Source organism: Synechococcus sp. MU1625 (assembly GCF_020514205.1).
GTDB lineage: Bacteria > Cyanobacteriota > Cyanobacteriia > PCC-6307 > Cyanobiaceae > Parasynechococcus.
Map to the genome: position 1 here is coordinate 72,565 of NZ_VTLA01000001.1, position 23,010 is coordinate 95,574.

At 58.0% G+C, this 23,010-nt stretch carries 30 protein-coding genes and 1 tRNA gene; 18 read left to right on the plus strand and 13 right to left on the minus strand.

What is annotated here, in order from left to right; translation table 11 throughout:
- The gene (locus tag FZX13_RS00430; protein ID WP_226406338.1) at window positions 1-540 is read right to left on the minus strand and encodes a type II secretion system protein; all 540 of its coding nucleotides are present in this window, start codon (window positions 538-540) and stop codon (window positions 1-3) included.
- Between the two features lie 313 nt (window positions 541-853).
- Window positions 854-1,315 carry a type IV pilin protein gene (locus FZX13_RS00435; protein ID WP_226406340.1) on the minus strand — a complete coding sequence of 154 codons (462 nt, stop codon included), beginning with the start codon at window positions 1,313-1,315 and terminating at the stop codon, window positions 854-856.
- A gap of 361 nt (window positions 1,316-1,676) precedes the next feature.
- On the opposite strand from FZX13_RS00435, the gene FZX13_RS00440 reads away from it, so the two are divergent.
- Genes FZX13_RS00440 through FZX13_RS00455 form a run of 4 tightly spaced genes read left to right on the plus strand, consistent with a single transcriptional unit; the run spans window position 1,677 to window position 3,463 of the window.
- The gene (locus FZX13_RS00440; protein WP_226406342.1) at window positions 1,677-2,057 is read left to right on the plus strand and encodes a hypothetical protein; all 381 of its coding nucleotides are present in this window, start codon (window positions 1,677-1,679) and stop codon (window positions 2,055-2,057) included.
- Entirely contained in the window at window positions 2,054-2,461 is a 408-nt protein-coding gene (locus FZX13_RS00445) for a hypothetical protein (RefSeq protein WP_226406344.1), read from the plus strand. Before FZX13_RS00440 ends, FZX13_RS00445 begins: the two co-directional genes overlap by 4 nt.
- Window positions 2,462-2,472: 11 nt before the next feature.
- Window positions 2,473-2,925 (plus strand): hypothetical protein, encoded by a 453-nt coding sequence (locus FZX13_RS00450; protein WP_226406346.1) that lies wholly within the window; start codon window positions 2,473-2,475, stop codon window positions 2,923-2,925.
- Window positions 2,918-3,463 (plus strand): prepilin-type N-terminal cleavage/methylation domain-containing protein, encoded by a 546-nt coding sequence (locus FZX13_RS00455; protein WP_226406348.1) that lies wholly within the window; start codon window positions 2,918-2,920, stop codon window positions 3,461-3,463. The genes FZX13_RS00450 and FZX13_RS00455 overlap by 8 nt, the downstream gene beginning before the upstream one ends.
- Here the strand turns inward: FZX13_RS00455 and FZX13_RS00460 are convergent.
- On the minus strand, window positions 3,460-3,813 hold the full coding sequence (locus FZX13_RS00460) for a hypothetical protein (RefSeq protein ID WP_226406350.1): 354 nt from the start codon (window positions 3,811-3,813) through the stop codon (window positions 3,460-3,462). The genes FZX13_RS00455 and FZX13_RS00460 overlap by 4 nt on opposite strands.
- Window positions 3,810-5,216, minus strand: coding sequence for a HAMP domain-containing sensor histidine kinase (locus tag FZX13_RS00465; protein ID WP_226406351.1), 1,407 nt, complete (start codon window positions 5,214-5,216; stop codon window positions 3,810-3,812). The genes FZX13_RS00460 and FZX13_RS00465 overlap by 4 nt, the downstream gene beginning before the upstream one ends.
- A 29-nt stretch (window positions 5,217-5,245) precedes the next feature.
- Here FZX13_RS00465 and FZX13_RS00470 point away from each other — a divergent pair, with 29 nt between their 5' ends.
- Both FZX13_RS00470 and FZX13_RS00475 read left to right on the plus strand, forming a co-directional pair.
- A complete protein-coding gene (locus FZX13_RS00470; RefSeq protein ID WP_226406353.1) occupies window positions 5,246-6,118 on the plus strand; it encodes an ABC transporter permease in 873 nt (290 codons plus the stop codon).
- 19 nt (window positions 6,119-6,137) lie between these two features.
- Entirely contained in the window at window positions 6,138-6,353 is a 216-nt protein-coding gene (locus FZX13_RS00475; protein WP_226406355.1) for a hypothetical protein, read from the plus strand.
- Between the two features lie 2 nt (window positions 6,354-6,355).
- On the opposite strand, the gene FZX13_RS00480 is transcribed toward FZX13_RS00475, so the two are convergent.
- Both FZX13_RS00480 and trmH read right to left on the minus strand, forming a co-directional pair.
- Window positions 6,356-6,529 carry a hypothetical protein gene (locus FZX13_RS00480; RefSeq protein WP_166016831.1) on the minus strand — a complete coding sequence of 58 codons (174 nt, stop codon included), beginning with the start codon at window positions 6,527-6,529 and terminating at the stop codon, window positions 6,356-6,358.
- A 63-nt stretch (window positions 6,530-6,592) separates the two neighbouring features.
- Window positions 6,593-7,282, minus strand: coding sequence for a tRNA (guanosine(18)-2'-O)-methyltransferase TrmH (gene trmH, locus FZX13_RS00485; RefSeq protein ID WP_226406356.1), 690 nt, complete (start codon window positions 7,280-7,282; stop codon window positions 6,593-6,595).
- Window positions 7,283-7,309: 27 nt separating this feature from the next.
- Here trmH and FZX13_RS00490 point away from each other — a divergent pair, with 27 nt between their 5' ends.
- The 3 genes from FZX13_RS00490 to FZX13_RS00500 are packed head-to-tail and all read left to right on the plus strand — an operon-like array spanning window position 7,310 to window position 9,163.
- Window positions 7,310-7,453 carry a hypothetical protein gene (locus FZX13_RS00490; protein WP_226406358.1) on the plus strand — a complete coding sequence of 48 codons (144 nt, stop codon included), beginning with the start codon at window positions 7,310-7,312 and terminating at the stop codon, window positions 7,451-7,453.
- 27 nt (window positions 7,454-7,480) lie between these two features.
- On the plus strand, window positions 7,481-7,822 hold the full coding sequence (locus tag FZX13_RS00495; protein WP_226406360.1) for an MGMT family protein: 342 nt from the start codon (window positions 7,481-7,483) through the stop codon (window positions 7,820-7,822).
- Between the two features lie 3 nt (window positions 7,823-7,825).
- Window positions 7,826-9,163: a 16S rRNA (cytosine(967)-C(5))-methyltransferase gene (locus FZX13_RS00500; protein ID WP_226408175.1), complete on the plus strand. Its 1,338-nt coding sequence runs from the start codon at window positions 7,826-7,828 to the stop codon at window positions 9,161-9,163.
- Between the two features lie 9 nt (window positions 9,164-9,172).
- Here FZX13_RS00500 and FZX13_RS00505 read toward each other — a convergent pair whose 3' ends face one another.
- From FZX13_RS00505 to FZX13_RS00515, 3 genes are read right to left on the minus strand one after another with little or no spacing between them, the layout of a single operon-like run.
- Window positions 9,173-11,221, minus strand: a complete 2,049-nt coding sequence (locus FZX13_RS00505; protein ID WP_226406362.1) for a PBP1A family penicillin-binding protein — start codon at window positions 11,219-11,221, stop codon at window positions 9,173-9,175.
- Window positions 11,218-12,171, minus strand: coding sequence for a chlorophyll synthase ChlG (gene chlG, locus FZX13_RS00510; RefSeq protein WP_226406363.1), 954 nt, complete (start codon window positions 12,169-12,171; stop codon window positions 11,218-11,220). The genes FZX13_RS00505 and chlG overlap by 4 nt, the downstream gene beginning before the upstream one ends.
- 11 nt (window positions 12,172-12,182) lie before the next feature.
- The gene (locus FZX13_RS00515) at window positions 12,183-12,398 is read right to left on the minus strand and encodes a DUF2862 domain-containing protein (protein WP_115023814.1); all 216 of its coding nucleotides are present in this window, start codon (window positions 12,396-12,398) and stop codon (window positions 12,183-12,185) included.
- A gap of 56 nt (window positions 12,399-12,454) precedes the next feature.
- Between FZX13_RS00515 and hisF the strand changes: the two genes are divergently transcribed.
- The 3 genes from hisF to FZX13_RS00530 all read left to right on the plus strand — a co-directional run bounded on the left by hisF (window position 12,455) and on the right by FZX13_RS00530 (window position 14,353).
- On the plus strand, window positions 12,455-13,225 hold the full coding sequence (gene hisF, locus FZX13_RS00520) for an imidazole glycerol phosphate synthase subunit HisF (RefSeq protein ID WP_226406365.1): 771 nt from the start codon (window positions 12,455-12,457) through the stop codon (window positions 13,223-13,225).
- Entirely contained in the window at window positions 13,222-13,923 is a 702-nt protein-coding gene (ubiE, locus tag FZX13_RS00525; protein ID WP_226406367.1) for a bifunctional demethylmenaquinone methyltransferase/2-methoxy-6-polyprenyl-1,4-benzoquinol methylase UbiE, read from the plus strand. Before hisF ends, ubiE begins: the two co-directional genes overlap by 4 nt.
- 79 nt (window positions 13,924-14,002) lie before the next feature.
- On the plus strand, window positions 14,003-14,353 hold the full coding sequence (locus FZX13_RS00530; protein ID WP_226406370.1) for a hypothetical protein: 351 nt from the start codon (window positions 14,003-14,005) through the stop codon (window positions 14,351-14,353).
- 275 nt (window positions 14,354-14,628) lie between these two features.
- On the opposite strand, the gene FZX13_RS00535 is transcribed toward FZX13_RS00530, so the two are convergent.
- Complete coding sequence (locus tag FZX13_RS00535; protein WP_226406371.1) at window positions 14,629-15,288, minus strand: hypothetical protein; 660 nt, start codon at window positions 15,286-15,288, stop codon at window positions 14,629-14,631.
- A gap of 401 nt (window positions 15,289-15,689) precedes the next feature.
- On the opposite strand from FZX13_RS00535, the gene FZX13_RS00540 reads away from it, so the two are divergent.
- Complete coding sequence (locus tag FZX13_RS00540) at window positions 15,690-16,025, plus strand: DUF4177 domain-containing protein (protein ID WP_226406373.1); 336 nt, start codon at window positions 15,690-15,692, stop codon at window positions 16,023-16,025.
- Window positions 16,026-16,169: 144 nt separating this feature from the next.
- Here the strand turns inward: FZX13_RS00540 and FZX13_RS00545 are convergent, their stop codons facing one another.
- Window positions 16,170-16,379 carry a hypothetical protein gene (locus FZX13_RS00545; RefSeq protein WP_226406374.1) on the minus strand — a complete coding sequence of 70 codons (210 nt, stop codon included), beginning with the start codon at window positions 16,377-16,379 and terminating at the stop codon, window positions 16,170-16,172.
- 566 nt (window positions 16,380-16,945) lie between these two features.
- Between FZX13_RS00545 and glyQ the strand changes: the two genes are divergently transcribed.
- The 3 genes from glyQ (at window position 16,946) to FZX13_RS00560 (ending at window position 19,847) form a co-directional block, all read left to right on the plus strand.
- Window positions 16,946-17,836, plus strand: coding sequence for a glycine--tRNA ligase subunit alpha (gene glyQ / locus FZX13_RS00550; protein ID WP_226406377.1), 891 nt, complete (start codon window positions 16,946-16,948; stop codon window positions 17,834-17,836).
- Window positions 17,837-17,842: 6 nt separating this feature from the next.
- On the plus strand, window positions 17,843-19,735 hold the full coding sequence (locus FZX13_RS00555; protein ID WP_255617949.1) for a ComEC/Rec2 family competence protein: 1,893 nt from the start codon (window positions 17,843-17,845) through the stop codon (window positions 19,733-19,735).
- A gap of 25 nt (window positions 19,736-19,760) precedes the next feature.
- Window positions 19,761-19,847: transfer RNA gene (locus tag FZX13_RS00560), tRNA-Ser, on the plus strand.
- A 66-nt stretch (window positions 19,848-19,913) separates the two neighbouring features.
- Here the strand turns inward: FZX13_RS00560 and FZX13_RS00565 are convergent.
- Both FZX13_RS00565 and FZX13_RS00570 read right to left on the minus strand, forming a co-directional pair.
- Window positions 19,914-20,504: a CpaF/VirB11 family protein gene (locus FZX13_RS00565; RefSeq protein ID WP_226406378.1), complete on the minus strand. Its 591-nt coding sequence runs from the start codon at window positions 20,502-20,504 to the stop codon at window positions 19,914-19,916.
- A 135-nt stretch (window positions 20,505-20,639) separates the two neighbouring features.
- Complete coding sequence (locus FZX13_RS00570) at window positions 20,640-20,897, minus strand: hypothetical protein (RefSeq protein WP_226406380.1); 258 nt, start codon at window positions 20,895-20,897, stop codon at window positions 20,640-20,642.
- An 83-nt stretch (window positions 20,898-20,980) separates the two neighbouring features.
- Here FZX13_RS00570 and FZX13_RS00575 point away from each other — a divergent pair, with 83 nt between their 5' ends.
- Together FZX13_RS00575 and FZX13_RS00580 are read left to right on the plus strand one after the other, a co-directional pair.
- On the plus strand, window positions 20,981-22,210 hold the full coding sequence (locus FZX13_RS00575; protein WP_226406381.1) for a glycosyltransferase: 1,230 nt from the start codon (window positions 20,981-20,983) through the stop codon (window positions 22,208-22,210).
- A 31-nt stretch (window positions 22,211-22,241) separates the two neighbouring features.
- Window positions 22,242-23,000 carry a sugar transferase gene (locus FZX13_RS00580; protein WP_226406383.1) on the plus strand — a complete coding sequence of 253 codons (759 nt, stop codon included), beginning with the start codon at window positions 22,242-22,244 and terminating at the stop codon, window positions 22,998-23,000.
- Window positions 23,001-23,010: the final 10 nt, after the last annotated feature.

Here is a 23,010-nt window from a genome sequence, read left to right on the forward strand (position 1 = left end):
TTAGCCGCAGTTGGGGGTATTGGCGGGGTCTGTGCCACTGCCGCTGGTTAGATCGCTCGCACCGTTGCTGACGTTGAAGCAGCTGCGGATTTTGTGGAAAGCTGCTTCCTTGAGTTCCTGTTCCTCGCGATCGGCTGGATCACTGACGGGTGTTTTGACGAAACAATTTGCTGTTAGTAAGTAGGTTGATTCACTTGGACCCTCTACAGAGAGTTCATAGTTGGTTCTCGGTAGTGTTATAGGTGCGTCAAGATCACCAGTTGCAGGACCGTTGTTCGTCATGACAGCGGCAATACTCGATAAGTCGTTCCAGGTTGTTGGTGCTTCCCCTGTTGCATCAATGTAAGCACTGATGATTGGTGGGATGGACGTTAATGTCGCTTTGGTCTCGGAGCATCTTGCTCTTTCTTGGCTTGCTATGTAGTTGGGGTAAGCGACTGATCCTAGGGTTGCAATAATTGCTGTAGTCACTGCTGCTTCTGTAATGCTGAAGCCGTTTTTTCTATTTTTTTGGGCTGTGTGTTTGGGGATTTTGATCATGTGTTGGAGCGATTTTGAATGGAAAAGATCGGTGCATTGGTTTTCAACTTTCTGCTATTTATGGTTTTAGAATCTTATTTAGTTCTTGTTGGCTTGCTCCCCTGAGGGTGTGTTTTTTTCTCTGCTGGGTTGGTTCAGATGCTTTATTGCGATTGAATCTTCTTGTGATGGCTGTTCTGAGTTGGTTCTTGATTTGATAGGATGCTTCTGCTCACATCTGAGTTCTGATTGTTGATCTGGTAGCCCTTTTGCTTGCTAAAATTTGGCCCTAGTGCTTTTTTGAAGTGCTTTAGGGCCTTTAGTTAATTGTAAATTAGACCCCCCACTGGCCGCTCACTTGGCCTGTAGTTGTTGTACTGATCGTACAGGTGGTATCTGCTGTTGGGCTAGTAACTGCTTTGTCTGATAGGCATCTATCGTCTGCCTTCGGCGTCAGGCCCGCTGCCTTATAGGTTTTTGTGCTTGATCCACATATCTCGGTGTCTACAAGAGTGACCCCTTGTGGTGCATCTGCTGCTAGTTGAGTCGGCACAGTGACATCTGCGAGAATTGCCCCTGAACAGTCTTTAGCGAGTGCCGTTGCTGATGCAATTGCAGATTTCTGATTAGCAGCCTCTTTGACTCCCAGGAAATTCGGCAGGGCAATCGCAGAGAGAGTTCCAAGAATAACAACTGTGATTAATAGTTCGATCAGAGTGAAACCTTTCTGAAGAGCACTCTTGGTTTTTTTGCGGTTGAGTAGTTCCAGCTGGAGCCGGCTGTTGAGTTTGGTCATGATTGATTTCTATTTGGTGGTTGGTTTCGGCACGGGAGGTGCTCACAGATCAACCATCACCCATAGCGTTGGCTTATGTGGGTAAGAACGGCTAAAGCTTGCTGAGAGTCGTCTTAGAGGGTTTTTGACCCCTTTGTTGACTCATTGTTTGGATCCAGGTGGCCTGGCAGTTCTGAAGTAGGTGTTGTTTTCTTCCCAACCTTGCCTTTCCCGATCCTTCAGCTGGAGTTCTCTTCTTGTTTGGCCCGTGCATCCATCAAGTCAGCCGCAGATCTTGAGTGTTGACGTACTGAGCTCTTGGAGGCGTTCAGATTGATGGTCCCTTCACAGGGGAATGCTTTGCAGCAGCACCACTTATTTGATGTTGCTTTTTGCTCTTACCGCTTCCAGTGTTCTGCTGCTGAGCAGTCTGTCGTTGCAGACCCTGGCTTTGCACGCGCGGCAGCGCAGCCATCAGGCGCTGGCTACCGCCCAGACCCGCGATGCTGAGCATTCGGTGGCAATGGCCTTTCAACAGCACGCCACCGGTGTCCATGCCTGCCTGTTGGCGTTGCCTTCCTCGGAGTGGGAGGGATCAAAGCGCTGCCCTGGTGCGAATCCTGCAGCACTTCAATCCGGCCGCGTCGCCGAGCGCGATTGGCAACTGCTGCAGTGGCTACCCAATGGCGTGATGGCTGGGACGCTCCAGCTGCGTTGGAGTGATGGCCGCCAGAGCCGTCTGGATCTGGAGCTGCTGCCATGACGCTCACGGAAGTTGTTGTGTCCGCTGTGATCCTGGGGATCAGCAGCCAGGTGTCGCTTCAGGGGTGGTCGCGCACCAGCCAGGCCGTAGTGACATCAGCTGGAACCGATCAGCAGGTGCGGTTGCTGGAGCAACGGCTCCTGGCCAGTCGTCGTGCCTTGGCCAGCGCTCCCGTCGTTGATGCTGATTGCCGTTGGGACCGTAAGGCGGTCGTTGCGGTTCTGGAGGGCTTGCCCAAAGACGTCGACCTTGAAACGACATTGCGTTTTGAACCTTCAGCGGATGGCCTCTGGCTCGTCGTCGAGCTGACGAACCCAGCTGCTGTGATCCCCTTCAGGCGTGGCCAGTTGGTCACTCCAGCAGGTCTGGGGCATTGCAGACGGGAGGTGACCGATGCCCAGTAATCAACTGCGCTGTGATCAGATGCTCTCTGACCGGACGACCCAGCTCCAGTGCAGTGCAACGGCGATTGGAACTGGATAGCGGCATGCGCCTGTTGCGGGTGGGGCTCGACCGGGGCCGGATGGCGGCGCAACGGGACCGCCGGCCCTGTGCCCTGCAACTCAGCGCGAACGGTTGGCAGCCACCACTGGCTGGAGACCTGCCGGCTTGTCGGGGAGGTGTGTCGTCTTTGGCTGAGTCCGGTGCAGGTGTATTGGAGTTGCGCAGCAACCTGCCGGACGCTGTTCGCTTCACCGTTAACGGCCTGGTGCTCGATGGCGACCTGGTGGTGTTGTCGCATCCCAGTCATCCGCAGGCTTTGTGCCTGGTGATCGGCCTGCCCCTGGGCATCAGTCGCAGCGGTACTTACCGCGGCGATGTGAGTGGCTCCCTCAGCAGTGCCCTTTGCCAACCCAGCGATGCGTAACACTCGCGCTCCACAAGGTTTCACGCTGGTGGAGTTGATGCTGGCGGCGCTTGTGGGATGTCTGCTCTGTGGTGTGGCGTTTCAGCTGTTGCTCGCAGAAACCCGCCAGGGCGGCTCTCTGGCTGAGAGCTTTCAGCTGAAGCAAATGCAGCGCCGCACGCTGGAGCTGGTGAAGGGCGATCTGGAGCGAGCCTCCACCTGGCAGATCGCCCCTGATCCGTCCAGGAGCTGGCCTTGTGCTTTGGCCGGTCGGCAACCCAAGCTCGCTATCACGCCAAGCGACGGCTCTGATCCAGTGCTGTACAGCTTGGGACCGGCGCCATCAGCGATTTGGCGCGGTTCAGTCTTGATGCGCTGCGGGCCTGCCTTTGATCTCCAGGGCGGAGTTCGCAGCGGCAGCCGCTATCAGAACCGTGTGGTCTTGGATGGCGTGGACCGTTTCCAGCTCTATCAGCCGTCTGGACTGCCGGTGCTGCAGATGCAGCTCGAACAACGCACTCGCTTTGGAGGCCGGGTCCGTTCCCAGGGTGTTGGTTAGGTCTCCGTGATCGGCTCTTGCTCCGGAGCCATCAAGAAAAACACTGTTAACGCCACTTCAGACAGCGCCAGGAACAGGTGATCCAACCAGCCGAATTCCACGCCCATGCCCATGGCAGTGATCCAGCTGTTCACCACCACCATCACCGTCGCAAAGATCGCCAACACCAGCGCAGGCAGAGTCCGCAACAAACGTCGTTGATCCCAGAGCATCCACAGCAGAGGAATCAAAACAACTGTGCAAACACCGTGCAGGATGCGCATCGACACGTCGCTGTGCATGTGTGGTGTGATCGCTGCCCAGAGATTCACGGGGATCAGCAGCGAGCAGAACACCAGGAACGGAATCATGACGGCAGGATCACGGTGAAGCAGCTGCCCTCGCCGAGGCGGCTGTGCACCTCAATGCTGCCGCCCATTCCCTCCACCAGCAGCTTCACCACCGAAAGTCCTAAGCCGGAGCCTGTTTTTGCCGGTGCGTTGCTGGCCCGTTGAAAGCGTTGGAAGACCTGATCCAGTTCTTGTTCAGGGATGCCGATGCCTTGATCGATCACATCGACCAAGGACGCATCGGTTGAATGCCGCAGCACCAGGCGGATGGGGGTGTTCTCAGGCGAATACTTGTCGGCGTTCTCGATCAGATCCAGCAGCACCTGCCGCAACCGTGGCGGGTCGGCATGGGCCATCGCATCGCGTGCCCTTGGATCGTCAGGAAGTTCCAGCAGCAGAGGGCGGTTCAAGGTGTTGCGGGCCAGATCCGCCACCTGTTCCAGTTGGTCGGTGAGGCGCACCGGTTCATTGGCGATGGCCAACTTGCCGGAGTCACTGCGGGACAGGTCGAGGAGATCGTCGAGCAGCCGGCGCATGCGGATGCTTTCATCCTCTGCAGTCTCTAGTCCTTTCACCTGGTCGGGGCTGAGGTTGTTGCCCCGTTTGATCGTGCGGTGCAGATAGCCCTGAACGATGGTGAGGGGGGTGCGCAGTTCGTGGCTCACAGCGCTCACGAACTGGCGTTGCTGACTCCAGGACTGGGCCAAACGTTCCAACAGGTCGTTGTAGGTGCGGCTCAGCTGCATCACTTCGTCAGGGCCCTGACCCAGCTGCAATTTGGCGTTGGCCAGGGTGTCGGCCGTTAATTGGGAGGTGGCGGCATTGAGCTGATCCAACGGCTGAACCACGCGCCGCACCACCCAGCTCACACTGAGCAAGGTGATCGCCAGGCAGCTGCCCCAGACCATGATCATCAACACCAGATAGTTGTTCAGGGCTTGAAGGTTGGAGCTGGCCCGTTGTGCCATCCAGAGGCGTGAGCCATCGGGGAGCTGCTTGATCAACTCGGTGACCAGCCGTTGATCATCGACGTCGATCGTGTGTTGAAGCCCCGGCTCCCTTCCTGGGTTGGTGGCCATAGCGGTTTGGATCGTGGCGGCCGACAGGGACTGGTGAATGCGGGGCCGCACCAGGACGCCGTTGTTGCCTTCGATCCAAAGGTTCGTGTTCAGATTGGAGTGGAACAGAAGCTCCTGTTCAAGACGAGCTGGATCGCTCTGCAGATCCGTGATGGCGTCTTCGCAAAGCTCGATGCTTTGGCGGACCAATTGCCGGTCGTTGGCCAGCAGATTCCGCTGGCCGATGAACAAGCCCACCGACGAGGCTCCGGTGAACCCCAGAAAAACAACGAGATAGGTGGCCAGTTGCAGCTGACCTTGGAGTCTGCCGAGGAGTCGTTGTCGCCAGCGGTAGCGGGAAGGCATGGCTTCATTCTTCCGCGGTTCGGGAGACAATGCATTTGCCCGAGGCCAACTTGCCCGTGACCCGCAGCCTCTCGACCCGCATGGCCCGCTGGGGGCTGGTGATCGTGGGGATCTACCTGTTGGTGGCGTTGATCACGCCGTTGCTGGTGAGTGTTGGGATCCTTCCGGATGCCAATGCTGGCCTGGAGAACCCGATCTATTCCGGTCCCAGCTGGACCCATTGGTGCGGCACGGACCGCTTGGGCCGGGATGTGTGTGTGCGCACCATGGCCGGCAGTGGGGTGGCCCTTCAAGTGGTGCTGCTGGCGGTGGGCTTGGCCTTGGTGGTCGGTGTACCCCTCGGGATGGTGAGTGGTTACTTCGGTGGCGCTGTCGATCGTGTGATGGTCTTGTTGATGGACACGCTCTACACCCTGCCGGTGCTGTTGTTGTCGGTGGTGTTGGCGTTTCTGTTGGGCAAGGGAATTCCCAATGCCGCCGCCGCACTCTGTGTGGTGTACGTGCCGCAGTACTTCCGGGTGGTTCGCAACCAAACTGCCCAGGTGAAGAGCGAACTGTTTGTGGAAGCCGCCCAGAGCCTGGGGGCGGGGCCGCTTTGGATCCTGCGGCGTTATCTGTTCCGCAACGTGATCACCTCTGTGCCTGTGCTGCTCACCCTCAATGCCGCCGATGCGGTGCTTGTGCTGGGGGGGCTGGGATTTCTCGGCCTGGGCCTGCCGGAGACCGTGCCCGAATGGGGCGGTGATCTCAATCTGGCGCTGGCTGCGGTGCCCACTGGGGTGTGGTGGACCGCGCTGTTCCCAGGTCTGGCGATGTTTGTTCTTGTGCTGGGCCTGTCCTTCCTTGGGGAAGGCATTGAGGCTTGGGTGAGCGGCGGCGAAGCCCGCCCCGCGTCAGACTGACCCCATCAGCTCGGGTTTGATGGCCTGGTGGATCAGCCTGATTTTGCTGAGCATGGCAGCGCTGCTCTGGAAGGAGAGCTGCGACAGCATGGACGATGTGATCGCTTTGCTCGAGCGGATCCTGGCCACCACCTTGGTGATGGTGGTGGTCCTGGTGAGCCGCAATTTGCTGCTGGAGGCAGCGGTGTTAATCGCTGCGATTCAGTTGCCTGGGGTGCCGCGGCGACCGCGTTGAACTCAGGCCTGTTTCGGGGCCTTCACCTCTCGAATCGAAATCCGGCAGGAGCTCGGGAAGATGGCGTGGGCTGCTTCCACGGCATGGCTGAGATCATCGGACTGGAGCATTTCTTCGCCCCACTCGTGGCCGCAGTGATACGTGACCGCGTACTGGTGCAGCTGTTTGTTGTCCATTGCTGACAATCCGCTGCTTTGGTTATGGCCCAGGGTTCGCGGAGATACAAGTGTTTTGTCGGATCAGCAGCGCAGCTTCACAGTCCGAGGCAGCTCTTCCATCAGTTCGCCCTCCTCACTCAGGGCGGGATAGGGCCGTTGCTGCTCTTGGCACCAGCGAGCAACCTCTGGGTAGGACCATTCGAACAGCAACTGTTGGTACTGCTCTGGCTTGAGTCCTTCGCCTTGGGTCGGCGCCAGGCCTGCCACCTGGCGTTGGCGCAGCGCCTCAAACAGCAGGGTTGCCGTGGCGACCGAAACGTTCAGTGACTGCACCATGCCGCGCATGGGGATGAACAGCGCTTCATCCATCAGATCCCTGGCCTGATCGGTCAGCCCCCATTTCTCCGCCCCGAGCACGAAGGCGGTGGGTCCGGTGAAGTCGCATTCTCGGTAGTCCTTGGCATTGATTCCGAGATGGGTTCCGTAGAGGCGGAACCCCCGCTCTCTTAAGCAGCGGATGGCTGTTTCGGTATCGGGATGGTCATGCAGGGGGACCCATTTCTGGCTGCCCTGGGCCGTGCTGTTAAAGGTGCGCGGACGCCCGTCGAAACTCACCGCGTGGGCTTCCAGCGCCCCGACGGCATCGCAGCTGCGCAGGATGGCGGAGAGGTTGTGGGGTTTCTCCACGTGTTCGAGCAGCACCGTGAGGTCCGCCATGCGGTGGTTCAGCACGGATTTCAGCCGCTCAAACCGTCGCGGCAGCAGGGGCATGGGCGATGAATCGGGTTAGAGCAACAGATGGGGATCCTTCCATGCTTGGGGGCCTGGCAAGACAATCAAGAAGTCTGTGCTTCTGTCGCCATCCAGATCCTGCTCAAGGATCCCTCTGTTGAACCGTACGTCTCCGGCGGCACCGGAGGACGTCTGGGTTCTGATGCATGAAAGCTCCCATCAAAGCCACGCAGATTGATGGAGTCGTCCTCATCCACATTTGATCAGCGTATCTGGAGCGAGGTGGCTCGGATCCCCCATGGTCGCTTGGCGACGTATGGCCAGATCGCTGATTTGATCGGTGCCTACGGCTGCGCGCGACAGGTTGGCTGGGCGCTGCGTCGCCTCAAGCTCCCATCCACCGTTCCCTGGCACCGCGTGGTGAATGCTCAAGGTCGGATCGCGATGAGCCTCAGCCGTAAGGGAAGTGACTGGATGCAGCGGGAGTTGCTGATGGCAGAAGGCATTCCGGTGGATGTGGAAGGACGCTTGCCCCTACGCCAGTTCCTCTGGCACCCGGACACCCATGCTGGAGCTTGATGCCTGGTGTTCTTGTCTGATTCGGCTCCGATTGGACTGCTGCCGCGCCGCCTCGCCTGGGATGTGTTGCAGGCAGTTGCGGCTGGGGCCTATGCCGATGTGGCGCTGGAGCGGTTGCTGCGGGAGAGGGACCTCAAACCCTCGGATCGAGGCTTGGTGACCGAGCTGGCCTATGGCGCCATCCGTCAACGCCGCTACCTCGATGCCTGGCTGGATCGGCTGGGCAAAGTTCCCGCGTCGAAGCAGCCGCCCAAGCTGCGCTGGCTGTTGCACGTGGGTCTCTATCAACTGCTGCTGATGGAGCGGATTCCAGATTCAGCAGCGGTGAACACCGCCGTTGAATTGGCCAAAACCAGCAAGGGGCTGGCACGGCTGGCTCCTGTGGTGAATGGGGTTCTGCGGGCGGCGCTGCGGGCGCGGGATGCTGGCGAAACCCTTGAGCTGCCGAATGATGAGGCGGCTCAGCTGGCCCAGACCCATTCCCTTCCGGATTGGTTCACCCAGTTGTTGCTCGACTGGCGCGGTTCGGAGGGGGCCGCGGCGGTGGCGAGCGCCTGCAACCGGGTGCCGGATCTGGATTTGCGGGTGAATCGGCTGCGCTCGAGCCCGCAGCAGGTGCAGCAGGCGCTTGCTGCGGCAGGAATCAGCAGTGAGCCCATCGTTGATTGTCCTGATGGCTTGCGCATTTCCGGTCACAGTGGCGACCTGCGCCACTGGCCCGGTTATGCGGAGGGCCATTGGTGTGTTCAGGATTGTTCGGCGCAATGGATTGCGCCTCTGCTGCAACCCCAGCCTGGGGACCGGATCCTCGATGCCTGCGCTGCGCCGGGGGGGAAAGCCACCCATTTGGCGGAATTGGTGGGAGATCAGGCTGAGATTTGGGCTGTGGATCGGTCTCCTGGACGGCTCAAGCGCGTCGCGGCCAATGCAGCTCGGCTAGGCCTTGCTTCCATTCATGCGCTTGCAGCGGATGCCACCAACCTGTTGGAAGAGCATCCTCAATGGCGGGAATCCTTCCAGCGGATCCTGATCGATGCCCCCTGCTCTGGGCTTGGAACCCTGGCCCGTCACCCCGATGCCCGTTGGCGGGTGACGCCGCAATCCATCCGCGGCCTTCTGCCTCAACAACAGGCTCTTCTGGATGGACTTGTGCCTTTGCTGGCTCCCGCTGGATCATTGGTTTATGCCACCTGCACCATTCATCCAGATGAAAATCAGGCTCAGGTGCAGGCCTTGTTGAAGCGTCACCCCTCGCTGCGATTGGAGGAGGAAAGCCAGCTCTGGCCGGATCAAGCCAGCGGGGGGGATGGGTTCTATTCCGCTGTGCTTCAGCGGGTTTAGGCCGTTGGATTAATCCCGGGTCCAGCGGCGTCCTTGGCGATCAACGTTGTCGTCTTGCGAGCGGTTTCTCCATAGGTAAGGCGTCTTCCGACGTGGAGGTGCCACGGGAGTGGGATTGGTCAGTTCCGTCTCTGCAGTCGGTTGAGGCGCTTCAGGCTCGGAGGTGGCCTTCGGATCTTGTTTGGGTTTTGTCTTGGGGGGTTTGGCGATCGTTTTCGGATCGACCGCCAGACGCATTTTTCGTTTCAGCTTGGGTTTGTCTGGGAAGGCGCGGACGGGAATCTCGTCCTTGATCTGAAGCATGAATTGTTTCCAAGCCCATGCCGCCTCGCCGCTCGTACTTTTAGTGGCTCGGTCGTCGTCGTATCCGAACCAGACGCCAGTCGTGAGCTGAGGAATTGAACCGATGAACCAGAGATCGCGGGTGTTCTCTGACGTTCCTGTCTTTCCGGCAACCTGCCGATCATCGAGTTTCGCGGCGATGCCTGTGCCGCCGGTCACGACCCGTTGCAGCATCCAGTTCATGGTGTCCGCGACATCACTATCAACCGCTCGTCGTCCTCTGTTTCCACTCAATCGCCGACTCCAAAGAAGCTCATTCTTGGGGCCACGGATTTCCTCAAAGGGGCTGGGTGTGAAATACACACCGCGATTGGCCATGCCTGCATAGGCCGCAGTCATGTCGAGGATGGTTTGCTCGTAGGCCCCAATAGCCATGGGGTAGTACTTGCCGAGAGGACGCTCGGTGCCGATGTTGAAGTTGTTGGCAATGTCAATGACGGCATCAAACCCAACGATGTCTTGAAGTTGAACAGCCACCGTGTTGAGTGAATTCTTCAGAGCATCGGCAAGAGAAATGTTGCCGTAGTACTTGTTGCCAAAGTTTTTGGGGCAGTAGCCATTCCAGCAACGCTTTGCGTCAAACACCTTGGTTTCGGGTTTCATTCCCCGATCAATGGCTGCTGCATACGGAAAAAGCTTGAAGGTTGAACCTGGAGAGCGCAGCGCCAGGATGGTGCGGTTGAACTGACTCCTGGAGAAATCCTTCCCGCCCACCATCACTCTCACCAGTCCGTTGCCGGGATCGATCGAAACCATCGCCCCTTCAGTGTCGAATGGTGCATTGGCTCGAACAACCTGCTGAGCTTTCTTTTGCCAGTCGAGATTGAGGCTGGTGTGAACTTGGACACCACCAACTTCAAGTTGTTCGGGAGTTAAAAGTTTGGGCAGTTCTTGGGCGATCCAAGTGGTGAAGTAGGGCGCTGCACTGTTGAAATATTTTGGTGTTGCAGGCTTAAGCCCCAGGGGGCTATTGCGACCGCGCTCCGCTTCGCTGGTGGAGATGAATCCGGCCTGCGCCATCCGATCCAGAACGATCGAACGCTGTTCCCTCGCTAGATCAGGGTTAACCAGGGGGGAATAGATCGAAGGTGCCGGGGGCAGCCCAGCGATCATCGCCGCTTCTGGAACTGTGAGCTGATCTGGGGTTTTAGAGAAATAGATCCAGGCCGCATCGGCGACGCCATAGGCGCCGGATCCCAGGTAGACGTAATTGAGGTATTGCTCGAGGATCTCCTGCTTGCTCAGCTGACGTTCCAGCTTCATCGCCAGAGCCGCTTCCTTGAGTTTGCGTGTGATGGTGCGGTCTTGGCTCAGGAAGACAGTTCGGGCCAGCTGCTGCGTGATGGTGCTCGCCCCTTCACGGACAGCGCCCTGGCGGACATTGGTGACAATGGCGCGGGCGATGCCCCAGCCATCCACGCCGTCATGCTGATAGAAACGCCGATCTTCCGCGGCGATGAAGGCTTCCGCCACCGTTTGCGGCATCGTGCCGGGCTTGACCTTCTCGCGGGTCGCTGGCCCAAGCTTCTGGATCACCTTGCCGTTGGTGGAAAGCAGGGTGATCGTTCCCGGTCGGTTGAAGCTGGCAATTCCCCGGGCATCTGGAAGAGTTGCATCCACAAGCTCAGTGAGAGCTCTCGTGCCCAGTGCAGCGCCCACGCCCACCGCAGCTGCAGTGCCAGCGATCAGAGCCCATTGCAGGCGGGAACGGTTCACATCACCTGGGTCAGGGGGCTGTGGCCCACAGCCAAGGCGGTCACCAGCATTCCGAGCACCAGGAACGGCTGGGCGCTGGCTTGATATTTGACGTCAAAGGCCACGGGGTCTCTCAACAACCAGATGTCTTGGAAGGTGATCTGAGGAACAATCAAGAGAACCAACAGAACCGCTGCGAAATGCTGGCCGATCCCAATCAAGACGGCAACCATCGCCAGCTGAAAAACATCAATCATTCCGGCGCTGATCCAACTGGCACGTTCGATCCCGAAGACCACAGGCAAGGATTGAAGGCCGAGCTCGCGATCGCCTTCAACGCTCTTGAAGTCGTTGACGACAGCAATGCCGAGACCAGCGAGGCTGTAGGCGAGGGTGAGAAGCGCTGTGCCCCAGGTGAGTTGCCCGAACAGGGCCTGACCGGCCCACCAGGGAAGGGCGATGTAGCTGGCCCCAAGGGCGTAGTTCCCCAGCCAGCCGTTCTGCTTCAGCTTCAGCGGCGGAGCTGAGTAGATGTAGCTCACAAAGGAGCCACCCAAGGCAAGGAGAAACACCACTGGGGTGCTGTGCCCAGCCCAGCGGTCGAGTCCGTAAGAGACCGCCAGGCCTGCCAGCAGCAACACCCAGATCTGCAGCTTGACCTGGCCCAGGGGGATCGCCCCCGATGGAATCGGCCGGTACGGCTCGTTGATCGCGTCGATCTCTCGGTCGTAGTAATCGTTGATGGTCTGGGTGAAGCCCGCCAGCAGGGGACCACTCATCAACATGCAGGCGAAAGCTGCCAGCACGTGATCCAAGCGCCATTGGTAGTTACCGCTGGCGGCCGCGCCACAGATCACGCCCCAAATCAGAGGGATCCAGGTGACCGGTTTCATCAGCTGCAGCCGCAGCTTCCAGATGTTGGTGGTGCCGGAGGCACCTTTCATCCCAAGCAGCTGACGCGCGTCGCTCACGGAGACTGTCCTCAGGAGGCGGCGATTTCGTCTTCGAAGAACCAGCTGGTGGATCCATCACTGAGCTCGACCACCACACCGATTCCCTTGCCGTCGACGGTGCGGAAATCCTTCACTGTGCCGTTGGCGTCTTTCTTGAGAAGGTCCACCATCGCCTGTGGAATGCGATCCCGCACGCGGGTCACGCGAACCTTGGAGCCGATCGAGATGACGTCACCCTGGGACATGGCCTGCGAGGCTTGGATAGTGGCGCAACCTTAACAGTCGCTTTTGCGCCGAATCGATGGTTGCTCTGCGTTTGATTCCCTGCCTGGATGTCGCCCGTGGACGGGTGGTGAAAGGTGTCAATTTTGTTGGCCTGCGCGATGCCGGTGATCCGGTGGAACTCGCCTGCCGTTACAGCCGTGCAGGGGCTGATGAGCTGGTTTTCCTCGATATCGCGGCCAGCCATGAGGGGCGCGGCACCCTGATCGACATGGTGCGCCGCACCGCTGAATCGGTCACGATTCCTTTCACAGTGGGCGGTGGGATCAGCACCGTTGAGGGGATCACCGAGCTGTTGCGGGCCGGTGCTGACAAGGTGAGCCTTAACTCTTCGGCGGTGCGTCGGCCTGAGTTGGTGCGGGAGGGGGCTGATCAGTTCGGCTGTCAGTGCATTGTTGTGGCCATTGATGCCCGTCGGCGCGATGCAGGTGGGTGGGACGTGTACGTGAAAGGAGGGCGTGAGAACACCGGTCTTGATGTTGTGGAGTGGGCGAAGAGGGTGGCGGGCCTCGGGGCCGGCGAGATCCTGCTGACGTCGATGGACGGCGATGGCACCCAGGCTGGATATGACCTCTCCTTGACCCGGGCCGTGGCGGATGCCGTTCCCATCCCTGTGATCGCCTCCGGAGGAGCTGGTTGCATGGATCACATCGCCGAAGCTCTGGACGTGGGCTCCGAGGGAGGGCATGCCTCTGCAGCTTTGCTGGCTTCGCTGCTGCACGATGGCGTTCTCACGGTGGAACAGATCAAGCAGGATCTGCTCTCTCGTGGCCTGACGATTCGTCCATGAAGCCTGGTGATCCCGCGGCGGTGGAACAGCTGTTTGATGCTGTGGCTCCGCGCTACGACCGCTTGAACGATGTGCTCAGTTTCGGGCTGCATCGTCAGTGGAAACGTCAGCTGGTGCGTGCTCTCAAGCCGGCGGCTGGTGAACAGTGGCTGGATCTGTGCTGTGGGACGGGAGATCTGGCCTTGGAACTGGGGCGCTGTGTTCGCCCTGGCGGCACGGTGACCGGTCTGGATGCGGCCGCAGCTCCACTGGAGCGGGCCCGCCAGCGCCAACGGCAGCAGCCTTGGTTGCCGGTGTCCTTCCAGCAAGTGGATGCCCTGCAAACCGGATTGCCTAGCGCCTGTGCTGACGGTGCGGTGATGGCCTACGGGCTGCGGAATTTGGCGGACCCGTTGCAGGGGCTGAAGGAACTGCGGCGGCTGCTGAAGCCAGGGGGACGCGCAGGGGTGCTGGATTTCAATCGATTGCCGCAGAGCGGAGCGGCGGCTGCGTTTCAGCGCTTCTATCTGCGTCGCCTGGTGGTGCCCGCCGCCGCTTCAGTGGGGTTGCGCGAGGAGTACGCCTACCTGGAGAGAAGCCTGGAGCGCTTCCCTGATGGGTCTGAGCAGGAGCGCTTGGCACAGGAGGCGGGATTTGCTGAAGCGATCCATCGCTCTGTTGTGGGAAGACAGATGGGAGTTTTGACTCTCAGGGCGTGAATCTTTGGTTGTGTCGCTTGCGACGCACCCCATTGCTGACCTAGAAAAGCTAAAGAGAAAGTTAAGGGGAGGGTCCGGTTTGGCGTTTCCGCTGCCGAAGCTGCTGCCCCGCATCGAAGAGCTGCTTCAAGAGGTGGAGTGGCTGGATGGTCTGATCCTGATCACCGATTCCGATCGCGCCTGTTTCGTCTCCTTCTCTCAGGTGGATCCGCTGTTGCGCCGCCTGCGTCAGCGACCCAAGGGCCCGGAAGTGGCCGAAAAACTCTGCATGTCCCTGCTCGATTGCCACGGCAAGGGAGGCGCGAAGCCCGTTCTGGTCTTTCAAGGGGATGGCAGTTTCTGGCTCGGAATGATTGGCCCCAGCGGCAGCAATCCGCATCGCCATCACGCCATTGCGCACCTGCAGCGTTGCTTGGCCTTGGAGGGCTGACCGGTCACTGGGCAGAATCGGAACTCAGCTAGCCCCGGCCCAGTGCATTTTCTATGTACCAATCGATGATTTAACGCCGCTAGAGGCGATTGTGGAAGAAGTAGATGAATCACATTCACCATCTCCATCTCCTGAAAACGACGAACTGAATCGTGAGTATCGAATCCGTCGTGCTGCTTTTGGAGATAATCCGACTCAAGAGGAGATGAGAGCCGTTATGGCGTATGGATTAGAACAACGCAGGAATAATTTTCCTCACTTGTATTGATTAGCTCTTAGTCGATTGACTGAAGTTTGATGCGTTCTTTGGCTGCCATATCTGGATTGAGCTCAGCCCATTTCTTCATGCCAGGGTTGGCTTCTAAATATGTGTCAAAGCTGCAGCCATATTTTTGTAGTTTGAAGTCACACTTAGGTCCTTCTCTTTTTTCTCGTGCAGCCTTGGCAGATGGACTTTCCCATCCTGCAGGTGCTTTCTGACACGTACTGTTGTAGCCAACCTCTGGCTCTCCAGAAGGACATTCAGCATTGATTGATGCCCTTGCATTGCCTTGCAACTGCATAACACCAGCCCCATACCATAAAGAGTATTTGCATTTCCAATCTGATTTTCCAGCTACGCGTGGGTCATGTCCAGTATCAAATCCAAGGCCCGTTGCCGTGTTGTAGACACATTTAACTTCCATACAGTTACCTCCACCAACGTAAGCAAAGCCTGCAGGGCACTGATTGCCTTCAGCTATATCTGCACCTTGAGATCGAATTTCTCTAATTGTTGTCGTTGTGGTATCTCCCCTCATAGCTCTCACACATCCTGCATAGTCCTTGGCTTCAACACAGAGCTTATGAATCTTCGGATCAACCTCGGCTAACGTTGGAATCGCTCCAATAGCGATAGAGGCAGTAGCGATAGAGATAGCGAGATGTTTGTTCATGTGCTGAAGGCGCTTAACGCTGCAACCACGGACTTGGGTTCATCTTACCGAAGGGAGTAGTGGATGCAGTAAGTAATGTCCACCCAGAAAAATGACGGAAATTTCTGAGGCGCCTTAAATACATACTCATCCTTATTGTTTACCCCGTGCCGGGTATCTACGAATTTGATATTGGCAGTTTTGCTTTGTTTTTTTGTACCTTCTGCTGCTTCTCGCTTCGGTTGCAGCAGTTGGAGCGAGAAGGGGGCGTCTGTGCAGGTTTCGTTTGCTACCCTGAATTCAACCGAGATTTCTGGCCTTGTGGCGTCTTTTGAAGCTGAATACCTTTCAGTTGTGCTGGATGTGAAGCGATTCTGCTTGCTACCTAGAATCCCGATGCAAGATTTTCTGTTTGGGGTAAAATGAATTCAACTGATTTTCAACAGTGGAATTACTTTGTTTTAAAATTAAATATAACCAAGCCAGCTCCAGCTCCAAATCCAGAAGAGGCAAGTAAAAAACTCAAGGGATCGTTAAGCCCCACGTTTATCAAGGATCAGTTTCCTCAAGAGTATAAAGAGGTCAAACAGGGTCCCAGTCTTGAAAAACAAATCCAAGTTTTGCTTGAGCAGCTCGGCGCACAAGGTTGGGAGCTGATTAGTATATCTCCTGTTGGTGAAATATTATTATTCTTTTTCAAAAGGCCCCTGCGTATTGATCCTGCGATCGTCTCTGAGGGCTCAGAAGAGACTAAATAAATTTTTAATTTCTTTGAATAGTTCCTCCTCAAGTCTTGCGTACTTATTAGATTTAATTATTCCTTGCGGGTGAGGGTATGTATATGTACATCTCTGGAGTGTTGGTGCTCGAGAACTTGCCGCTCGAGCCCCCTGGGTTGGTCGTTAGATGTGTGGATCACGCCCCTGCTTGATGAGTAAATCTTTCAACATCTCGACAATTCCTTCTTGATAGCTACAGCCGTATCCGGCATCGGCAAGCGCTGCTCGAATCTTGGGTTTTGCATCCGCACTTACAAAGAAAGTAATTGCCGACCTTCGGATTCTTGAAGGCTGTTGATACCTTCTGTTCGGCGATTTATGTGGCATGCGCATGTCCATCGGAAGTGGAAGCCTTGATTCTTTCAAGCAAAATCCTAATTTCTCTTAAATCCACCTCCAATAAGAATTGGCTGAGAGTATCGAAGCAGCCTCAGCGAATACTCAGATGCACCAGTGTGATGTCGGCTGTCTGCACACAACCCGCCATCTTCTTTTGCCACAGGCTGAGTTGGATTTGTGAATATCCTTTTTTGTTTTCTACATGGCTGAGTCTGACGAGCGGGGAACTCTTGATGCAGTCACGTCTGAACGATGCTGGGCAGTCGCGAGCGTGCACTTTTGTGACGGTGTGAGCTTTCCGCAAGTTCATCGGAGCTCGCTTTGTATCGCAGCGAACCTTTTGGGTTCATTGCGTTGCCATCTGTTTGTCGAGTGAGTTGTTCTGCGCTCAGAACGCGCTCAACGGTTGGACAAACGCTGTATTTGGGAGAATTGTCAAACTCATGTCCAACTCGCCTAGACAGCGACGTTGGTGAGCGAGACAGCGCAACACCTTTGTGTTTCCTGTCCAACCGATGTCCAACTCCATGGACACCCAAACTCAAGGCTAGGACTGCGTTTTGCACTTCCAGGACATCATCAGCACGCTTAACCGGTTCTGGGCGAACCAGGGGTGTTTGCTGCTGCAGCCTTACGACACGGAAAAGGGTGCCGGCACCATGAGCCCCCACACGGTGCTTCGTGCCATCGGCCCCGAACCCTGGGCCGTGGCCTATCCCGAACCCTGTCGCCGCCCTACCGACGGCCGCTATGGCGACAACCCCAACCGGGCTCAGCACTACTTCCAGTACCAGGTGCTGATCAAGCCGTCTCCCGATGGCATTCAGGAGACCTATCTGGCTTCACTCGAGTCGTTGGGAATCAAGGCTGCTGATCACGACATCCGATTCGTCGAAGACAACTGGGAATCCCCCACCCTCGGGGCCTGGGGCGTGGGCTGGGAAGTCTGGCTCGATGGCATGGAGGTCACCCAGTTCACCTATTTCCAGCAATGCGGCGGCATTGACTGCAAGCCGGTTTCGATTGAGATCACCTATGGCCTGGAACGGCTGGCCATGTACCTCCAGGACGTTGAAAGCATCTGGGATCTGAGCTGGAACGGCAAGCGCAGCTATGGCGAGATCTGGTTGCCGTTTGAAAAGGGCCAGTGCCATTTCAACTTTGAGGCTTCCAACCCGGAGCGGCTTAAGCAGTTGTTTGCCATCTATGAGGCTGAAGCCTCTGATTTGATCGAGAAACAACTGCCGGCGCCGGCCCTGGATTTCGTTCTGAAGTGCAGCCACACCTTCAACTTGCTGGAGGCCCGTGGCGTGATTTCCGTGACCGAACGCACGGCCACCATCGGTCGTATCCGCAACCTGGCCCGCAAGGTGGCCGAAGGTTGGTTGGCGGAACGGGAGGCCCTGGGATTCCCGCTGCTGGAGGGGGGAACTCTCGAGACAGCGGCGTAATGGTTTCTGAGTCGACGTCTTTCCGTTGATGGCATTGCCCTCTGCCTTCTGTTCCTCCTCGTGCTTCGAGGAGTGCTGTGGGGGGCACCGACGCCGAGCTCATCCGATCCATCTCGCTTGATTCAGACACCGTCGGCTGCGGTGGTGATGACTGGTCGATTGGTCGCCGACGTGCGGCATTTCAGCTGGGGGTGTTCTGTCCTGCTGGAGGTGGATCGGGTTGAGGGCCACCGTGCCAGGGGTCGCACTGAGTTGCAGCTCCCTAACTGCGCTTCTCCGTTGCTCCAGGGGTGGCACGTCCGTGCAACTGGGGTTCTGCGGCGTCCGATGCCTGGTGCGCATCCATTGTTGCCGGGATCGGCGGAGCGTCTGGCCCGCCAAGGCAGTTGGAGTCGACTCAGGCTCGACAACATCGAGGTTCTGCGGCGTCCATCGACACCATTGGTTGATCTGCGGCGTGAGGTTGCCCAGCGGCTTCAGCAGGCCGTAGGGCCGCGGCGGGGCGGCTTCCTGTCCGCCCTGGTTCTAGGCAGCGCCCAGGTGCAGCTCCCCGAAGACGTGCGACAAGCGTTCCGCGTTGCCGGCTTGTCCCATGCGCTTGCTGCATGGGGTTTTCACTTGTCAGTGCTGCTGGGGAGTGTCCTGATGCTGGCCCGCCATTGGGCCCCTTGCCTGAGGCTTCCTCTGGCTGGCCTTTCGCTGCTGCTGTTTGTCTGTCTTGCCGGGGCCCAGCCATCAGTGGTGCGGGCGGTGCTGATGGCTGCGATCGCATTGTTGATTCGTGAGTCAGGCCATCACAGCCGTCCGCTCGGCGTGCTTCTGCTGACACTCAGCGGCATGCTGCTGTTTCGACCTGGCTGGGCCTTGTCGATCGGCTTTCAACTCAGTGCAGCAGCAACCGCTGGATTGATCCTTACGGCTCCACGCCTGGAGCAGCCTGTTCAAGGTTGCCTGCCTGATCGCTGTCGCGGCGTGGCCGCGGTGCTCTCCATCCCCATCGCGGCTCTTCTCTGGACACTGCCCCTGCAGTTGCTGCACTTCGGTGCGATGCCGCTTTACGCCTTGCTCGCCAATCTTCTGGTTACTCCGCTGCTGGCACCTCTGACATTGCTGGCCATGTTGTCGGCGCTGTTGGCGTTGGTGTTGCCTCCGTCCGTTCTGCCCCTGCTGCTGTGGCCGGTGCAGCAGCAGGGGCTGGTGATGGCCATCTCGATCTGGATCAGTCAATGGCCTGGAGCCCAACTGCTCACTGGGCGCCCCCAGGGGTGGGTTGTTGCGCTGCTGGTTGTGGGCTTGTTGCCCTGGCTGCTGAGGGCAAGTGCTTGGAGCCGGCGGTGGTCCCTGCTCCCAATGGCGACTGCCTTGCTGGCCCACGGCTTGTTTCAGCTCTCTGATGGCCTCGTGGCGGTCGAGCATTTTGGTCGCCACTGGTTGCTGGCTCGTCATCGTGGGCGTGCTGCTTTGGTGAGCACCCATGGCGATGATCGGAGTTGCCGGATGGCGCAACGGATGGCCACGGTGCATGGTCACTCCCGCCTGGATTGGGTGATGTTGTTGGATCCCGTGGCCACGGATGTACTCCCCTGTTGGCAACAGCTGGCACACCGCGTCGAGGCCCCTCAGCAGGGCCGCCCTCCAATTGCCAAAGGCAAGATGCTGCGGAGTGATGGCTTGTCGGTGCACCGCCCGCAGCACCGCATTGGATCACTGGTGTTGCGGGCGGGATGGCAGCGCTGGCAGTTGCTGCCCAGGCCTCAGGCGTTGTGGGCTCAGCAGGGGCAACAGCGTTCAGGCCCCCAGCACGTTTTCACCGGCATATGGCTTGGCTTCAAGCCTTCTGCACCGCAGCGCCGTTGGCTTCTGCAGCATTGGGCTGGCTCGCGGTTCATTGGCCTTTAAAGTTCCTGCACGTCCTCGGACGTGTGGAGAGGTGGCAGAGTCCGGTTGATCGCGCACGACTCGAAATCGTGTAGGGGTAACACCCTCGTGGGTTCGAATCCCACCCTCTCCGTTTTTATTGGTTGTCGTAGAGCAGTTGTGAAATTTGTGAATCGCCCTATGTCTTAAAAAATATTTTTCAATGAGGCGGTATGGATTCTAAAAAGGATTGTTCAAATGTATTGGCAATGCAGTTCGTCTGAATGTCGTAGTCTTGGATCGTTTTGAGCCACTTCTTGTATTCCCTGTGATACAAGAAATCAGATAAATTGCTGCTTAGTTTCCCTAAGAGGGCTATCAATGCTGCTCGCATGGATGGTTCATTGTCGGTGTGGAGGCGATCAAGGATGCGTTGGCGCCATTCTTTGGGTGAGGTGTAGAGAGTGATGATGTCGAGGCGTTTGGCGCGCGTTGAAATCTGCCGCAATAGCTTCAAGTTGCTGTGGTGGTTAACGCTGGTCAGGTCGATGTGAAGCAGTAGGCAGTATTTCAACTTTCGTGTTTTTTGTTTCTTGAAATTGTCTGGATTCATCAGCCGCTGCATGCGTTCAACGGTGGAGCGTTTCAGGCGTTGATTTGAATCGCAGTCCAGGTGTTTCAGCACCTTCAAAGTGAAGTGATCATGTGGCGGCTGGCTCATCTTTCGGATCAACTGCGTTTTGCCGGAGCCCGATGCACCTGCGATCACGATCACGTGACGAGCGCGCCGCCCCTTGGTCTTCGGTCTCATGGCGTCCTATGCCCTCTCGCCGGCTGCAATTCTGCATGTCGGAGGCTGTCTTTTCCGTTCTGAACGTTCTGAAGGCTTCCGGCGTCTTTGGCGTTGCTGCCCTGCCACTCCTCGAGATGGCTCCAGTTGATCTTTCTAGGAATGGAACAAGAGCACCAATCCCTGTTCCACTTGATGGAACTCTCGTTCCTCTCGGCTGAGATCGAGGCCCACATTGAGCCCCTCTTTGAGTGCATCCTCAAAGGGGGGTGTTGATGGTGGAGCACTGTCAATGCAGAGCGCAGCGATCCCAACTGCTGTTGCATGCCAACGGAACCGGCTCGTCGTGCCGATGTCCGGTTCGTTCAACGCCTCCTCCAGGAGGATGTTGATGGTGAGGTTCGTGCTGGACATGGACATGTGGACCAGCATCGTGACCTCGGCAGGGTCCTGCAATCAGCTGAGAGACTTCGTATCGTTCGTATCATTCCGGCTGGATGCCCTCGGCTTCAGACCAATTCCCGCAGCGGATCGCTCTGGTACACGAGTGGTTCTCACCACGCTCGGTCGGCGGAGCTGAACGTGTTGTTGAGGCGATCGATTCCCTGCTGCAATGCCGCGGCTGCGAGCCACAGCTGGCCGCCCTAATTGATGCCGAATCCTGCCGGTCTGGCAGTTGGTTGCAGGGCCGATCCGTCTTGACTAGCCCGATTCAAGGCCTGCCTTGGGGGCGTAGCCATGTGCAGCAGTACCTGCCTCTGTTGCCTTTTGCTGTGGAACAGATCGATCTCGGCGCAGCTGAGCTGGTGATCAGCAGCAGCCACCTGGTGGCCAAAGGTGTGCTGACCGGGCCGGAGCAGTTGCACATCAGTTATGTGCATACACCGGTTCGTTACGCCTGGGATCAGATGCACGCTTATCTGCAGCGCTCGGCGCTGGCGCGGCGCGGCCTCGGGCCCTTGATTCGCTGGCAGCTGCATGCCCTGCGCCAGTGGGATCAACTCAGTGCTCAGCGTGTGGATCACCTGATTGCCAATTCCCGTTTCACAGCACGCCGAATTCGCAAGTATTGGCGGCGGGAGGCCAGCGTGATCCATCCACCCGTGGAGGTGAATCGTTTTCGCTGGGATGCAGCTCGGGACGATGTTTACCTCTGCTTGTGCCGTTTGGTCCCTTACAAGCGGGTGGATTTGGTGGTGGAAGCCTTTAACCGGTTGGGACTGCCGCTCCTTGTGGTCGGGGACGGGCCGGAGCGTGCTCGGCTGGAGGCCCTGGCAGGGCCAACCGTCACCTTGCTGGGCTGCCAGTCCGGGCCACAGGTGGAGGAGCTCATGTCCCGATGTCGCGGGTTTGTTTATGCCGGGCTTGAGGATTTCGGCATTGCTCCTGTTGAAGCGATGGCCGCTGGCGCTCCGGTGATCGGCTTGGGGCGTGGTGGTTTGTTGGACACGGTGCGTTGTGCAGCGGCCGGGGTGAGGGAGCCCACAGGGGTGCTCTTCCCCGAGCAGACCGTCGAGTCGCTTGTTCAGGCTGTGGAGTGGTTTGAGCAAGGCCGGATCTGGCGTTCCTTCGATTCGGAAGCCATCCGTCAGTGGGCCGAGCGCTTTAGGCCCGAAGCATTCGCCGCACGCTTTGAATCTGCTCTGCAAGCGGCCTGGCAGGCCCATCGCCGCGGCTGTGACGTTGCAGCGAGTGACCCCGCGGAGATGCCAGGACTCCGCCTGTGACGTTGAGTGTGGTGAGTCCCAGGTTGAGCCTTTGACCTCGGCCTCTCGGCCCTCTTTGCTTCAGACAGCAGGACGTCCTGCGCGCCGCGGCAAGTACAAGCCCCATCTTGCGCTGATCTCAGCTCCCCCCTCGGCTCTGCCGGCTGTCGCTCTGATTCGCCATCAGAACCGGTGGGGCCGAGTGTTCAAGCGCACTGGAGACATCGTTTTTTCTCTGGCCGTTCTCGGCCTGGGCTCCCCAGTGCTGCTGCTCCTGGCTGGCTTGGTCAAGTTCAGTTCGCCCGGCCCGGTGTTCTACACCCAGCGTCGGGTGGGCCGGGGTTACCAACGTTTCGGCTGCATCAAGTTCCGCACCATGCGCGCCGATGCCGATGCTGTTTTGGCCCGCGTTCTGGAGGCGGATCCATCGCTGCGGGCTGAGTTTGAGCGTGACTTCAAGCTGAAGCGTGATCCCCGGATTACTCCCTTGGGTCGTTTCCTTCGCCGATCGAGTCTCGATGAGCTGCCGCAGTTTTTGAATGTCCTGTGCGGTGAGATGAGTGTGGTCGGCCCTCGCCCCATCGTTGATCAGGAACTCAGCCGTTATGGCCCATACATGGATGAAGTTGCTTCAGTTCGTCCAGGCTTGACGGGGCTTTGGCAAGTGAGCGGTCGTAACAATCTGAGCTACAAGAAACGCGTCAAGCTCGATCTGGCCTACGCGCGTGGTCGTTCGTTCAGCCTGGATCTCGCCATCATCCTGCGCACGTTTGGTGTGTTGCTTCTGCCGATGGATCGGGGCGCTTATTGATTGATTCCTG